This is a genomic window from Bradyrhizobium sp. UFLA05-153 (assembly GCF_054185185.1).
Window position 1 is genome coordinate 45,278 of the sequence record NZ_JBBIAM010000034.1, and the last position, 14,819, is coordinate 60,096.

10 protein-coding genes and 1 pseudogene are annotated in these 14,819 nt (G+C 64.2%); 4 read left to right on the top strand and 7 right to left on the bottom strand.

The genetic code is table 11. The annotated features are described in order from the left end of the window. Nucleotides 1–22 precede the first annotated feature (22 nt). Both Q2941_RS21275 and Q2941_RS21280 read right to left on the bottom strand, forming a co-directional pair. Nucleotides 23–1,819, bottom strand: a complete 1,797-nt coding sequence (locus tag Q2941_RS21275) for a tetratricopeptide repeat protein (RefSeq protein WP_027524285.1) — start codon at nucleotides 1,817–1,819, stop codon at nucleotides 23–25. A gap of 281 nt (nucleotides 1,820–2,100) precedes the next feature. Next, entirely contained in the window at nucleotides 2,101–3,762 is a 1,662-nt protein-coding gene (locus Q2941_RS21280; RefSeq protein ID WP_254107869.1) for an electron transfer flavoprotein-ubiquinone oxidoreductase, read from the bottom strand. Nucleotides 3,763–3,897: 135 nt separating this feature from the next. On the opposite strand from Q2941_RS21280, the gene Q2941_RS21285 reads away from it, so the two are divergent. Then, entirely contained in the window at nucleotides 3,898–4,707 is an 810-nt protein-coding gene (locus Q2941_RS21285) for a uracil-DNA glycosylase (RefSeq protein ID WP_027524283.1), read from the top strand. 128 nt (nucleotides 4,708–4,835) lie between these two features. Here Q2941_RS21285 and Q2941_RS21290 read toward each other — a convergent pair whose 3' ends face one another. The 3 genes from Q2941_RS21290 to Q2941_RS21300 all read right to left on the bottom strand — a co-directional run bounded on the left by Q2941_RS21290 (nucleotide 4,836) and on the right by Q2941_RS21300 (nucleotide 8,796). Further along, nucleotides 4,836–6,344 (bottom strand): glycosyltransferase family 39 protein, encoded by a 1,509-nt coding sequence (locus Q2941_RS21290; protein ID WP_458193636.1) that lies wholly within the window; start codon nucleotides 6,342–6,344, stop codon nucleotides 4,836–4,838. Between the two features lie 268 nt (nucleotides 6,345–6,612). Further along, complete coding sequence (locus Q2941_RS21295) at nucleotides 6,613–7,434, bottom strand: ribonuclease HII (RefSeq protein WP_027524281.1); 822 nt, start codon at nucleotides 7,432–7,434, stop codon at nucleotides 6,613–6,615. A 198-nt stretch (nucleotides 7,435–7,632) separates the two neighbouring features. Continuing rightward, nucleotides 7,633–8,796, bottom strand: coding sequence for a PA0069 family radical SAM protein (locus Q2941_RS21300; protein ID WP_027524280.1), 1,164 nt, complete (start codon nucleotides 8,794–8,796; stop codon nucleotides 7,633–7,635). 216 nt (nucleotides 8,797–9,012) lie between these two features. On the opposite strand from Q2941_RS21300, the gene Q2941_RS21305 reads away from it, so the two are divergent. The 3 genes and pseudogenes from Q2941_RS21305 to Q2941_RS21315 all read left to right on the top strand — a co-directional run. After that, nucleotides 9,013–11,409, top strand: coding sequence for a phosphoketolase family protein (locus Q2941_RS21305; protein ID WP_458193637.1), 2,397 nt, complete (start codon nucleotides 9,013–9,015; stop codon nucleotides 11,407–11,409). 214 nt (nucleotides 11,410–11,623) lie between these two features. After that, a complete protein-coding gene (locus Q2941_RS21310; RefSeq protein WP_458193638.1) occupies nucleotides 11,624–12,724 on the top strand; it encodes a YncE family protein in 1,101 nt (366 codons plus the stop codon). Between the two features lie 56 nt (nucleotides 12,725–12,780). Continuing rightward, nucleotides 12,781–12,924, top strand: a pseudogene (locus Q2941_RS21315) (phosphoketolase family protein); the annotation flags it as partial. A gap of 12 nt (nucleotides 12,925–12,936) precedes the next feature. On the opposite strand, the gene Q2941_RS21320 reads toward Q2941_RS21315, so the two are convergent. Continuing rightward, nucleotides 12,937–13,785: an adenylate/guanylate cyclase domain-containing protein gene (locus tag Q2941_RS21320; protein WP_254107875.1), complete on the bottom strand. Its 849-nt coding sequence runs from the start codon at nucleotides 13,783–13,785 to the stop codon at nucleotides 12,937–12,939. 166 nt (nucleotides 13,786–13,951) lie between these two features. Next, nucleotides 13,952–14,791 (bottom strand): RMD1 family protein, encoded by an 840-nt coding sequence (locus Q2941_RS21325; RefSeq protein WP_458193639.1) that lies wholly within the window; start codon nucleotides 14,789–14,791, stop codon nucleotides 13,952–13,954. Nucleotides 14,792–14,819: the final 28 nt, after the last annotated feature.

Sequence of the window (14,819 nt, forward strand, 5' to 3'; positions counted from 1 at the left end):
TTCCGGATCATGCGCGCCCCGATCAACCGCCCTTGCCGTCGTCCTTCTTCTTCTCTGCCTGCGCGGCCGAAGAATTCGAATTGTCGTCGGTCAGACCGTTGGCGATCTTGGCTTCGATCTTCGGCAGATCATCCGGCTCGGGCTTCAGATCGCGCGCATGCGACCACTGGAATTTGGCTTCCAAAGCGCGGCCGATGCGCCAGTAGGCGTCGCCGAGATGGTCGTTGATGGTGGGATCCTCGGGCTTCAGGTCGATCGCACGCTCGAGGTTCTTCACCGCCTCCTCGTAGTTGCCGATGCGGTAATAGGCCCAGCCGAGCGAGTCGACGATATAGCCGTCGTCGGGCCGCTGCTCGACGGCGCGCTTGATCATCTTCATGCCGTCGTCGAGATTGACGCCCTGGTCGATCCAAGAATAGCCGAGATAGTTGAGGACATGCGGCTGGTCGGGCTGGAGCTCGAGCGCCTTCTTCATGTCGGCTTCCGCCTTGCCCCACTGCTTGGAGCGCTCCTCGCAGATGCCGCGATAGTAGTACCAGACGCTGTTGGACTTGTCGGCGCCGGCCGGCAGCACCTCGATGCCTTGCGAATAGGTCGCACCGCAATCACCGAACTTTTTGCGGCCGCGCTCGATATTGCCGAGCGCCATGATGGCTTCGAGATCCTTCGGATCTTCCAGGACCACGGATTTGAGGATCTTGATCGCCTCGTCGGTCTTGTCCGCGGAGTCGAGATCGACCGCGAGCTGGATCTGCGCGTTGCGCTTCAACGGCGAGCTCGCCGGCACGCGCTCATAGACCTTGATCGCCATCTGCGGCCGCTTCACCGATTCATACAGGTCGGCGAGCGAGAGCAGGGCGAGCGGATGGCTCGGCTGGAGATAGAGCGCGAGCTGGAGATAGACCAGCGCGAGGTCCTCGCCGCCGCGGCGGGTCAGCGTGGCGCCGATGCCGTAGAGCGCTTCGGCCGCACCTGCTTGCGCGGAATCGATCAGCGGCGGCATCTTCTTGCCGGCGCGGGTCTCGCGCAGGCCCTCCTGGATCAGCGGATGACGGGCGAGCTTCTTGTCGAAGGCCTCGTAGACCGTGGTCGCGGCGGCCGCATCCTTGTTGCGCGACAGCCAGCGCGCATAGGCTTCCGTGATGCGCAGCATGGAATCGTCGAGCTTGTAGGCGCGCTCGAAGCGGGTTCCGGCGTCCTTCTCCTTGCCCGCGAGCTCGAGGATCATGCCGGCATGGAGGTCCTTGAACAGCGGATACCATTCCGGGCCGGTCAGCTTGTCGATGCTGGCGACGGCGGCCTTCGAGTCACCCGCGCCATAGGCGGCCCAGCCGGACAACAGCGTCGCGACCAGATCGGTGATCGGCCCGCGGATCGACTGGTTGATGTTGCTCTGGGCGGTCGCATATTTCTTCATCTTCAGGTCGTGCACGCCGACCACGAGGCGCGCGACCCGGTTCGACTTGTCGATCGTCAGGATGCGCTCGGCGAGCTTGACGGCTTCGTCGATGTCGCCATCCGCGACGGAGGAGATGAAGGCGCGGTCGAGCAGCTCGTTGTTCTTGGGATCGGTGCGCAGCGCCGAGCGGTAGAAGGCGGCCGCGGACGAGGCGTCACGTTCGACGCTGGCGTGGCGCGCAGCGAGATAGCTGCCTGCGCCGGTGAGCGACTTCAAATCATTCCGGGTCGGAAACTGCACCGCCGTGTCGGCCGGATGATCCGGCGTCTGCGCCAGGACCGCACCGGGGACCGCGACGATCGCAGAGCCAGCAAGGGCGATGGCAGCAGCAGTCCAGCGGTTGAAACGATTTGAAAACATCAGGGCTCGCCTTAAGTTTGGAAAGTCGGGGTCGTCTCGCTTGCAAACGCGACCGGTGGCATCGGGACCCGGAACCGTCATGGCCGGGAACAATGCCGCTTTTGGCGCCCAATCGCAAGGATTCGGCGGGGTTTTCGGAAGCCGATTCGGCGCTCGCCCTTACCGGCCCTGTCCGCCCCAAGATCCTGCCCAAGACGCTTTTACTATGGCCTTATCGTGGCCGCGGACGGTGATCCGCGGCCAGTGCCCCTCACGCAATCGTGCGGCAGTTTGCCCGAATCCTACATGGCCTCGTAGTTCGGCCCGCCGCCGCCCTCCGGCGGAACCCAGGTGATGTTGCCATTCGGATCCTTCACGTCGCAGGTCTTGCAGTGGACGCAATTCTGGGCGTTGATCTGGAAGCGCGGAGCCGCGCCCTCCTCCACCCATTCATAGACGCCGGCCGGGCAGTAACGGTTCGAGGGACCGGCAAAGACGTCGTGCTCCGAGGTCTTCTGAAGGTTCATGTCCGCAACCTTCAGATGAACCGGTTGGTCCTCTTCGTGGTTGGTGTTGGACAGGAAGACCGACGACAGCTTGTCGAAGGAAATCTTGCCGTCCGGCTTCGGATAGTTCTTCGGTGCGTGGATCTTCGCCGGATCGAGCGTGGCGCGGTCGGGCTTGGCGTGCGACTGCGTGCCGAACAGCGAGACACCGAACAGCGTGTTGCACCACATGTCGAAGCCGCCGAGCGCGACACCGAGCACGGTGCCGAACTTCGACCATAGCGGCTTGACGTTGCGCACCAGGAACAAGTCCTTGCCGACCGAGGACGAGCGCCACGCGTTCTCGTATTCAACCAGTTCGTCATTGGCGCGGCCCGCGGCGAGCGCGGCCGCGACATGCTCGGCGGCGAGCATGCCCGAGCCCATCGCGTTGTGCACGCCCTTGATGCGCGGCACGTTGACGAAGCCCGCAGCACAGCCGATCAGCGCGCCGCCGGGGAAGCTGAGCTTCGGCACGGACTGGTAGCCGCCTTCGGTGATGGCGCGCGCACCATAGGCGAGCCGCTTGCCCCCTTCAAAGGTGCCGCGGATCGAGGGATGGGTCTTGAAGCGCTGGAACTCGTCGAACGGCGACAGATACGGATCGTCGTAGTTGAGATGCACGACGAAGCCGACAGCGACGAGATTGTCGTCGTAATGATATAGGAACGAGCCGCCGCCGGTCTTCATGTCGAGCGGCCAGCCGAAGGAATGCTGGATCATCCCCTTCTGATGTTTGGCGGGATCGATCTGCCAGACTTCCTTCAGGCCAATGCCGAATTTCGCCGGCTCGCTCTTCGCGTCCAGCGCGAACTTGGCGATGAGTTGCTTGGTCAGGCTGCCGCGCGCGCCCTCGGCGAACAGCGTGTACTTGCCGAGCAATTCCATGCCGCGGGTAAAGGAGTCCTTCGGCTTGCCGTCCCTGCCGATGCCCATGTCGCCGGTGGCGATGCCCTTCACCGTACCGTTCTCGTCATAGAGCACTTCGGCGGCTGCAAAGCCGGGATAGATCTCGACGCCGAGCGCTTCGGCTTTCCGCGCCAGCCAGCGGCAGACATTGCCGAGCGAGCCGATGTAGCAATGATGATTGTTCATCAGCGGCGGCATCACGAAGTTCGGCAGCTTGATCGCGCCGCCCGCCGTCATCCAGTAGAAGCGGTCGTCCTTGACCTCTGTTTTCAGCGAGCAGTCGGGATCATTCCGCCAGTCGGGAATCAGCTTGTCGAGGCCGGCCGGATCAATCACCGCACCCGAAAGAATATGCGCGCCGACTTCCGAGCCCTTCTCCACCACGACGATGTTGAGATCGGCGTTGAGCTGCTTCAGCCGGATCGCGGCCGACAGGCCCGAGGGGCCGGCGCCGACGATGACGACGTCGAATTCCATGGATTCGCGCGGGGGAAGTTCTTCGGTGCTCATCTGATCTCAGCCCTTGAGACGGTCCTTGGTCGTTTGCGCCCCCTTGTTTCCGATTTTTCCGGGCAGGACAACCTCGGAAATGCGTTTCGCTGGGATGCAAGGGCCCCTAAACTGACCTAAATGTCATAAGTTGCCATGATCAACGAACCCGCCCCCACCGTCCGCGAGCTGCTGGCCTTCTATCTGGAGGCCGGCGTCGACTGCGCGCTTGCCGAGGAACCGATCGATCGGCTCGCCGAACCGGAGGCGCCGCCCCCGGCCGCGCGCGCGGTTCAACCGGTCGAGGCGCCGCGGCCCGTCGCAGCGCCCGCCGTGATGCGCGGCGAGGCTGCGCCCGCGCCTGACGTTGCGATTGCGTCAGCGCGCGAAGCGGCGCGGACGGCGCCGACGCTGGAAGCGCTGCGCGAGCTGATGCAGAATTTCGACGGCTGCGCGCTGAAGAACACCGCGACGCAGCTGGTGTTCGCCGACGGCAACCCGGAAGCGCGCATCATGTTCGTCGGCGAGGCGCCGGGTCGTGATGAGGACATCGAAGGCCTTCCCTTTGTCGGGCGCTCGGGAAAGCTGCTCGACCGCATGATCGGCGCGATCGGGCTCGACCGCAGCAAGGCCTATATCGCCAACGTCATTCCGTGGCGGCCGCCCGGCAACCGCACGCCGACGCCGCAGGAGACGCAAACCTGCCTGCCCTTCATCCAACGCCAGATCGAGCTCGTGAATCCCGACGTGCTGGTGACGCTCGGCAATCCCTCGACGCAGACGCTGCTCTCAACGCGCGAAGGCATCATGCGCACCCGCGGGCGCTGGTTCGACTACGACACGGGCGGACGCGTCATCCGCGCATTGCCGACGTTCCATCCGGCCTATCTGCTGCGCTCGCCGTCCTACAAGCGCCTGGCTTGGCAGGATCTGCGCACGATCGCGAAGGTGCTGGCGACGTCGTGAGGGTCGCCATGCCCCCTCCCCGTCATTGCGAGCGCAGCGAAGCAATCCAGACTATCACCGCGGTGGGATTCTGGATTGCTTCGTCGCTTCGCTCCTCGCAATGACGACGGAGAGAGTACGAGAGCACCTCACGTCCCCTTCGGACGCACGATGGCCCAGCCGATACGCAGGAGCGGCTGGCGGCCGTTCACCAGCCACTCGAAGGCGCGCGGCACTTCTGGCACGATGCCAGGGAAGCGTTTCGCAATCTCCGGCGGCGGGGTTCCGGCGGTATCGGAGGCACGCCAGACCACGACGCCGCCGGTCTCGCTGAACCTGGCCGGCGTGAACCAGGGCGTGCGCTGCGGCTCGGCGTCGATGAGGAGATGCGGCCGTCCGGAATGCAACGCGATCAAGCTCGCAAGCTGCGTCTCGCCGGCGACTGCGCGCAGACGCTGGTTGGTACGCCGGGCAAAGCTGTCGTCGAAAAAGTCCGAGATCGCACGCGCCGGCATCGAGGTCGCCATCTCGCCGGTCCCGGTCCAGGGCATCAGGAGAACCGCGAGCACGACGCCCGCGGCGGGCGCGGCGACGGCGGCCGCCCACACCATGCGCAGCACGCGGGCGCGGCGCATCGCGATGAGGTCGCCGGCGGCGACGATCACGGCAAGGCCCGACATCAGCAGCACGACGCCTGCCCCGCCAGCGACGCTATCGAGCCCGAACACGCCGGAGATCAGCACAGCGCCAAGCCCGGGCGCCAGCGCGAAGAAGTAGACGAAGTGACGCGCCAGCGGCTCGACCGGCGGCCGGTAGATGATGGGCGCGTCCTCAGTTTTACCGGCGAACCAGCTGGTGTTGAGGAAGGTCAGCACCGGGATCGCGACCGCGCCGAGCACGAGGCCGCCGAACAGCCAGGCCGTGTTGATCGCATGTGCCTTCAAATCCTGGACCTGCGGCAAGGCCGGCATGGACAGCGTCTCGGCACGCATCAGCCAGATCGCATAGGGCAGCACCAGCACGGCAACGACGATGAGCGCATAGATCGGATCGAGCACGCGCAGCGTCCTGCGGCCGCCTTCGGTCGCAACCGCGAAGATGGCGAGCAGCAGCAACAGGCCGATGGCGGCCGGCGTCGTCAGCAGCAGCAGGCCCGCAGCTATCGACCAGGCGAACCATGCGTTGCCGCGGCGCTGGCCGATCAACTGCCAGGAGTGCAGCAGGAGCAGCGCCCAGAGCGGGCGCGCCAGCACCATCGGACCGAAGTCGAGCGCGGGCGATGAGAAGGCCAGCACCGTCATGGTCAGGAGCACGGCAAGCACCGCCTGCTGGGTGCCGACCACGGCGCGCGCCAGATGATAGAGCGCGATGAAGGTCGCGATCTGGCACAGCTCGGCCAGCACATAGACGCCGGTCATGTGGCTGCCGGCGGCGCGGTAGGCGATGTCGGCGAGCCAGGAGGCGAGCGGCGGCCCGAGTTCGGTGCCGACTTGATATTCGCGGCCGAAGGCAAGGAGCGTGGCGAGATTGCCGGGCGGGCCGCGGTAGAAGACCAGCGCCACGAACAGCCACATCGCGGCCTGCAGCAGCACCACAATCCACACCACCAGCCGTGGCCGGGCACGGATCAGCTCGATGACCAGGGAGGTAAACCGCATGCAACGTCCGAAATGATGCAGCCAACCCGTTCAAGCCGGCGCGTCCATGTTTGATAAAGCGCGCTGCGCGCCGTGGCAACCAGCTCGTCTGCCTCTCCCCGTTTTTACGGGGAGCGGTGAAGAGGGAGTGAAACCCGCTGCTAAAGCGCGATGAGATCAGGATGAATCGTCATCGCGCTTTAGGTTGTTGTTTGCGCATGATCTCCGCGCAAACGCGTTCCGCGTTTGTCGCGAGGGGAAACCGCTTCGCACTTTTCCGGATCATGCTTTAGAGATTGGTCGAAACGTCGACCTGTACCTCCGCCTCAACCTGCACAACCACCTCATCCACCGCCGTGAACAGGTCGCGCTTGGGTTCGACCGTCCAGGGCATGTGCTTCTCGCGCGCGGCGACGACGGGGGCGAAGAAGCTGCGGTGATGGATGGAGGGACCGAGGCGATCCAGCGCATCCAGGTGCTCTGGCACCGCGTAGCCCTTGTGCTGCTCGAAACCGTAGCCCGGACAATCACCCGCCAGCGCGCACATCAGCCGATCGCGCGTGACCTTGGCGACAATCGAGGCCGCCGCGATCGAGAGCACCAGGCCGTCCCCGCCGATCACCGCCTCGCAGTCGCAGGCTGTATCAAGCTTGTCGCGGCCGTCGACGAAGACGTGGCGGGGCGCCTCGGGAAGCGCCACCACTGCGCGCTTCAGCGCCCAGAGCGAGGCGCGCAATATATTGTCGCGGTCGATGCGCGCCGGCGAGGCGACGGCGACAGAGACCTGCGCGGTTGCGCAGATCTTGTCGAACAGCTTTTCGCGCTCCTCGGCCGTCAGGCGCTTGGAATCGTCGATGCCGCGCGGGATCCGGTTCGGGTCGAGGATCACGGCGGCCGCGACCACAGGTCCCGCCAGCGGCCCCCGCCCCGCCTCGTCGCAGCCGGCGACCGGCCATACGCCGCGCTTGATCAGCGCGCGCTCGCGGCGAAAGCTCGGCGGCGCGATCGCGATGACGCCCTTGACGGTGCCCTTGGGCTCCTTCGCGGCCGCTTTGGGCTCTTTCTTCGCGGCGTCCTTGGCCGGCTTGCTGGCGGATTTGTCCCGAATCATGGCCGGGATCGTGCGCACGCGGCTCAGGCCGGCGCAACGGGGAACTCGGGATAATTCCCGTTATTCAGACGCCAGCCCATCCTCCGTCATTTGCGAGGAGCGATGCGACGAAGCAATCCGGACTGTCGCTGCAGATGCATTTCCGGATTGCTTCGCTGCGCTCGCAATGACGATGTGGAGGCATTTTGCGCCTTCGCCCTAGAACAGGCTCAGCTGCTCGCCGCCGCGCTTCGGCTTGGCGAAGTGGTCCGTTGTCAGCTTGGAGCGGCGCTTGTTCAGGCCGAGGCGCTCGCAGGCGATCTCGAAGCGGCGGCCGATGGTCCAGGCCATGGGACCCGTGCCCTTCATCCGCTCGCCCCATTTCGAGTCATAGTCGCGACCGCCGCGCATGTCGCGGATCAGGGTGAAGACGTGGCGATAGCGATCCGGATAGTTCGCCATCAGCCATTCGCGGAAGAGGTCGCGGACCTCGAGCGGCAGCCGCAGCAGCACGTAGGAAGCTTCCTTGACGCCCGCATGCGCGGCCGCGTCCAAGATCCGTTCGATCTCGGAATCGTTCAGCGCAGGGATCACGGGAGCGACCATCACGGTCGTGGGGATACCGGCCTCCGTAAGCTGCTTCAGCGCCTCCAGCCGCTTGGGCGGTGTCGAGGCGCGCGGCTCCATGGTGCGCGCCAGCTTTGGATCGAGCGTCGTGACCGAGATCGCGACCTTGGCAAGGTTGCGGCTGGCCATGCGCGAGAGGATATCGATGTCACGCGTTACCAGCGCCGATTTCGTCACGATGCCGACGGGATGACCCGCGCGCTCCAGCACCTCCAGGATGCCGCGCATGATCTTCCGCTCGCGCTCGATCGGCTGATAGGGATCGGTGTTGGTGCCGATCGCGATCATCCGCGGCTCATAGCCGGTCGCGGCGAGTTCCTTCTCCAGGAGCGCCGGCGCCTCGGGCTTGGCAAACAGCTTTGACTCGAAGTCGAGCCCCGGCGAGAGCCCGAGATAGGCGTGGGTCGGCCGCGCGAAGCAGTAGACGCAGCCATGCTCGCAGCCGCGATAGGGATTGATGGAACGGTCGAAGCCGATGTCGGGGGAGTCGTTGCGGGTGATCACTTTGCGAGAGGTATCGACCGCCACCGTGGTCTTGAATGGCGGCAATTCCTCCAGGCTCTGCCAGCCGTCGTCAAAGGCAACGCGCGCCTCGGCCTCATAACGGCCGCTGGCGTTGGACTGGGCGCCCCGCCCGCGCCTGCGCTCGCGGTCGATCGCGACGGCAAGCTCAGGAAAGGCGGAAGGCGCACCCGCCGGCTCGGAGGGCGCCGTGACCGGCGGGTGCTTGAGGGCATGAGAGGATGCTCGACTCATGAAGCCAAGATAACACGCAAAAGGAACAAATCAAGAACACCAATTCAAAAACCGCAAAACAACCCCATGCAAAGTAGCCGCCCAAACTTCGCGCGCGGAATTTGACCTCCCGCAAAGGGTGCCGGCCGCAATGACGTTTGATGCCGAGCGTTGGCAACGGATCGATCGCAGCGGAACCGTGTTGGTGACGATCGACGCAACAGGGTCAGCTTTATCATGACAAGCAAACAACAAGAGCGCGCCAGCGCGGGCGATATCGACCTGCTCGATCGCTACTGGCGCGCCGCAAACTACTTATCCGTCGGGCAAATCTACCTTTTGGACAATCCACTGCTGCGCGAGCCGCTGCGGCCCGAGCACATCAAGCCGCGCCTGCTCGGCCATTGGGGCACGACACCCGGGCTGAACTTCATTTATGCCCATCTCAACCGCGCGATCCGCACACTCGATCTCAGCGTGCTCTATATCTGCGGTCCCGGTCATGGCGGCCCGGGCATGGTCGCCAATACCTATCTCGAAGGCAGCTATAGCGAGATCTATCCAGACATCGGGCGCGACACGGACGGATTGCGCAAGCTGTTCAGGCAGTTCTCCTTCCCCGGCGGCATTCCGAGCCACGCGGCGCCGGAGACGCCGGGCTCGATCCATGAGGGCGGCGAGCTCGGCTACGCGCTGGTCCACGCCTATGGCGCGGCGCTCGACAATCCCGATCTGATCGTCGCCTGCGTCGTCGGTGACGGCGAAGCCGAGACCGGGCCGCTCGCGGCGTCCTGGCATTCGAACAAGTTTCTGAATCCTGCGCATGACGGCGCGGTGCTGCCGATCCTGCATCTCAACGGCTACAAGATCGCCAACCCTACCGTGCTCGGACGGATGCGCGACGAGGAGCTCCGCGATCTCTTCCGCGGGTTTGGCCACGAGCCGCTGTTCGTCGAGGGTGACGATCCCAAGACGATGCACCGGATCATGGCGGACGCACTCGACGTGGCGCTGGCAAGGATCCGCTCGATCCAGCAGCATGCGCGCGAAACAAGGACCACGATCGAGCGGCCGCGCTGGCCGATGATCGTGCTGCGCTCACCGAAGGGCTGGACCGGCCCCAAGGAGGTCGACGGGCTGAAGGTCGAAGGTTTCTGGCGCGCCCATCAGGTGCCGGTCGCCAATTGCCGGGAAAATCCCGCGCATTTGAAGGTGCTCGAAGGCTGGATGAAAAGCTACGCGCCGGAGGAGCTGTTCGATCGCAACGGCGCGCTCATTCCCGAGCTTCAGGCGCTCGCGCCGGAAGGCGATCGCCGCATGGGCGCCAATCCGCATGGCAATGGCGGGCTGTTGAAGCGCGGGCTGAAGCTGCCCGATTTCCGCAGCTTCGCCGTCGAGGTGAAGGAGCCGGGCAAGACGGTCGCGGAGGCGACGCGCGAGCTCGGCAAATTCCTGCGCGACGTCGTCAGGCTGAATGCGGATGCGCGCAACTTCCGCATCATGGGTCCGGACGAGACCGCGTCAAACCGGCTCGACGCCGTGTTCGAGGCGACCGAACGGGTCTGGATGGAGCCGACCGAACCTTATGATGTTCACCTCGCCCAGGATGGCCGCGTCATGGAGGTGCTGAGCGAGCATCTCTGCCAGGGCTGGCTCGAGGGCTATCTGCTCACCGGACGCCACGGCTTCTACTCCTGCTACGAAGCCTTCATCCACATCGTCGACTCCATGTTTAACCAGCACGCCAAATGGCTGAAAGTGTCGCGCGAGCTGACGTGGCGGCGTCCGATCGCGTCGCTCAACTATCTCCTGACCTCGCATGTCTGGCGCCAGGACCATAACGGCTTCAGCCATCAGGACCCCGGCTTCGTCGATCTCGTCACCAACAAGAAGGCCGATATCGTCCGCGTCTATTTCCCGCCGGACGCCAACACGCTGCTGTGGGTTGCCGATCACTGTCTGCGCACCTACGACCGCATCAACGTCATCGTTGCCGGCAAGCAGCCCGCGCCGCAATGGCTCGCCATGCAGGACGCGGCGACACATTGTGATGCCGGCATCGGCATCTGGACCTGGGCCGGCACGGAAAGGGCCGACGGCGAGCCCGACGTCGTGATGGCCTGCGCCGGCGACGTGCCGACGGTGGAAACGCTCGCTGCGGTCGATCTCTTGCGGAACGCCCTGCCCGACCTGAAGATCCGCGTCGTCAACGTCGTCGATCTCATGACGCTGCAACCGAACGAGCAGCATCCGCATGGCCTTTCCGATCGGGATTTCGACTCGCTGTTCACGCGCGACAAGCCGGTGATCTTCGCCTATCACGGCTACCCCTATCTCATTCATCGCTTGACCTACAGCCGCGCCAACCACGCCGGCATGCATGTGCGCGGCTTTGACGAGGAAGGCACGACGACGACGCCGTTCGACATGGTCGTGCTCAACGAGCTCGACCGTTTCCATCTCGCGATCGAGGCGATCGAGCGTGTGCCGCGCCTCGCGACGAAGGCGGCGCATGTGAAGCAGCGGTTCCGCGACAAGTTGATCGAACATTCGCGCTACGTGCGCGAGCATGGCGAGGACATGCCGGAGATCCGCAACTGGGTGTGGCCGAACAGTCGGGGCGTGACGAAGTGACCCGACGCAGTTGTCACGCGGTTCAAAGATCAAGGCCCTGGCGAATGTCCCGACGCCGTCGGCGCGGTAGTGATTGCTATCTGCAAAACCTGCAAGGTAAGGTAGAGTGACAGGCTCATCCAGAAATGAGCCGGGTGGGAGAAATCGCATCATGAATTTACGCAGTGCTCTTTGCGCCGCCTGCTTGGCTGGCCTCGTTGCCGGCGGCTCGGCAATGGCCGGAACCAACGACATCCTGATCGGCCTCGACAGCAAGATCACTTTTGGTCCCGAAGGCCAGACGAATAGCACTCCGGGTATCGACGCGGTGCTGGTCGTGGACGTCACCAATCCCGCCAAACCCAGGATTCGCGCGAGCCTGCCGCTGGCGAACTCTCTGCTGGGGCCACCCACGAACTTGCAGATCACACCAGACGGCAAGCTGGGCCTGGTCGCCAATTCCGTGGTTCACGTCCAGGAAGGAAGCTCCTGGAAAACGGTCCCCGATGACAAGCTGTACGTGATTGACCTCAGTGCAGATCCGCCGAGGTTGATCGACACGGTTACCGTCGGGCGGCAGCCCTCCGGTCTGTCGATCTCAAAGAAGGGCGACCTGGCATTGATTGCCAACCGAGACGGCAAGAGTGTCTCTGTCGTCTCCATCCAGGGTTCAACGGTCAAAGCCGTCGGCGAGGTACCGGTGGAGCAGCAGGCTGCGGCTGTTGTCATCGCACCCGACGGCAAGCGCGCCTTCGTCTGCCTCAACCTCGCGAACAAAATCGGCGTTTTGACGATCGATGGACAAGACGTGACCTACGACAAGTCGATGGACATTCCATCGGCATTCAATCCCTACAACATCGACATCACGCCAGACGGCAAGTACGTCATCGCATCGAACACCGGCGCACTGAGAGACAACGCAGATGCCGTGGTGACCATCGAAGCGACAGGTCCACATCCCCACGTCGTCGATGTGATGAGCCCCGGCATCGGACCGGAAGGCTTCGCCGTCGCGCCCGACGGGAAGACCGCAGCCACCCCGCTGCTGCTCGGCACCGCGGCCAAGGATAGCGACTGGTTCAAGACCAAAGCCGGCGAGCTCGTGCTGATGTCGATCGGCACCGGCGGCAAGCTGACGGTGACTGCGCGCGCACCGCTCGGCGGCCTGCCAGAGGGCATCGTTTACAGCCCGAACAGCGATTACCTCTATGTGGGCAACTACATCGACCAGGATTTGCAGGTGTTTGCCCTCGCCGATGGAAAGTTGACCGAGGCAGGTCCGAGGCTGAAGCTGCCAGGGCAGCCGGCGTCCATGCGCGCGCCAGCACGGTAGAGCGTTGCGTTCCGATTCCGCGGACTCAGTCCACGAAATTGGTTTCCGATTGCGGCACCAACCACGCCGGCACAGATGTGCGCGGCGTTGCCGAGGAAGGCACGACGACCACGCCGTTCGACATGGTCGTGCTCGACGAGCTCGATCGGTTTCGTCTCGCGATCGAGGCGATCGAGCGCGTGCCCGGACTCGCGGTGCAACGGCCGAGCCGCTCAGTCCCGAGTCCTTCGGCGCCCCTCATTTCTGTCCGACGCGGATCCGTGCCGTAGCGCCCGCAGGGCGCCAATGAAGAGCAGTGCGGCGACTGGCCAATGAAACCAGATTCTGTGCAGGCCGGTGAAAACATTGATCAGAATCAGAAAGCCTGAAACTGTGAGAATTGCTGCAACGGGGCGAGGCAGGGTCGCTAACCGATCCGAGATCGAGCTCATCCAGGTGGATGGCTCGTATCGATCGCGAATCCGTTGAGCGCCAGCTTCCGAGGCTGCAACTGCTCCAACTTGGGTAGCAGGGCTTCCACTACCACCAGTTCGGCCACCCACGGTCACTCGATACGTGGTTACGGGGGCCACGTTCTTCATCTGTTGCTGGCCGAGACAGTCAAAGCCAAGAGATAGTTTGTTGTGCACTTGATCGTAGACGGAAGCGGAGATCACGACGCCACCGGGCTCGGCGAGTTCTTGCAGCCGCGCCGCGATGTTGACCCCGTCGCCAAAAATGTCGGAACCATCCACCATCACATCGCCTAGATTGACGCCGATGCGAAACCGCATCTGGGGCGCGTGAGGTGGTGGGGCCGAATTCTGACTGGAAACCTCCTGCTGAATCTCGACCGCACATTGCACGGCCTCGACCACGCTGGCGAACTCGGCGATCACGGCATCGCCCCAAGTATTCACGATCCGCCCGTCGTGGCGCTCCACCAATCCTGCAATGGCAGTGCGGCAGCGGCGCAGCATCTCCAGCGTTCCCGCTTCGTCTGCTCCCATCAGGCGAGAATAGCCGTGCACATCCGCGCACAGGACAGTGGTCAGCCGCCGTTTCACCTTGTCATCAGTCATCGACCATATGGTACCTCACTGACCGCCGAATGCACCAGGCATCGTCTGGCGCGACAGCGGTTAGATGGCCGTGCATGGCCATCGCGTCATTTGCTGCGCCTGCACAAAAGTCCATCGCTATTGGAGCAAAGCAGACACGACCGAATATTATTACGTGCCCCCTAGTCTAGTGAGTTCCAGCAAAAATCTGGATGCAGCCGATCACGACCTCGATCACGATCAGCACGACCACGGCCACCTCCAGCCGCAGCGACCGCTGCGTGTCGATGATGTCGGTCAGCGCGTTGGCGGTCTCGGAGATGGCCTTGAGCTTGCGCTCGAGCGTGTCGAGACGCTCCTTCAGTTCATACTCGTCCTCGAGCCGCGAATAGAGGCGATCGAGCCCGGGCTTCTCCCAGAGCACGTCGGGCTTCTCCGCGACGGCAACGCGGCCCGCGACGCGCTGCTGCACGAGCAGCGCGTTGCCGATCAGTTGCAGGATTCCCTTGCGACGGCGCGGCGTGCGGCCGCGCTGGGCAAGCTCGCGCGCAAACGGTTCGATGACGTCGAAGACGGCGGCGACGCGGCGCTCGTCGCGGGCGAGCGCCGTACTCTTGGCGAGCGCATCTGCGATTAGGAGGAGCCGGTCCTCGGAGAATTTGCTGAGACAGATCGGCCCGCCCGGCTGGATCACCTCGGCGTTTTCGTCGTTGCAGAGTTGCGCCTGCGCGGTCTCCTCCTCGTAGGGGCTGAACTCGCCGATCACGCGCGGCTTCAATGTGTCGATCAGGACCTTCTCTTCCGAGGGCAATAGTCCGATCAGCACCACGACGCCGTAGCGGAAGATCACGGCGAGTCCGGCATGGACGCGGAATGCGACCGGCGTCGACGACACCAGCGTTCCGATCTCCAGGCCCGCCGCATTGATGCGGTCGCCCAGCATCAGGGCGCGAATCCGCAAGGCAGGCGCGGCGTCCGCCTTGGGCGATGTTGCGGCCGTGCCAACAGTCAGTTGATCGGCGTTCACACAAATATCCTAGCTGGCACTACGGTGA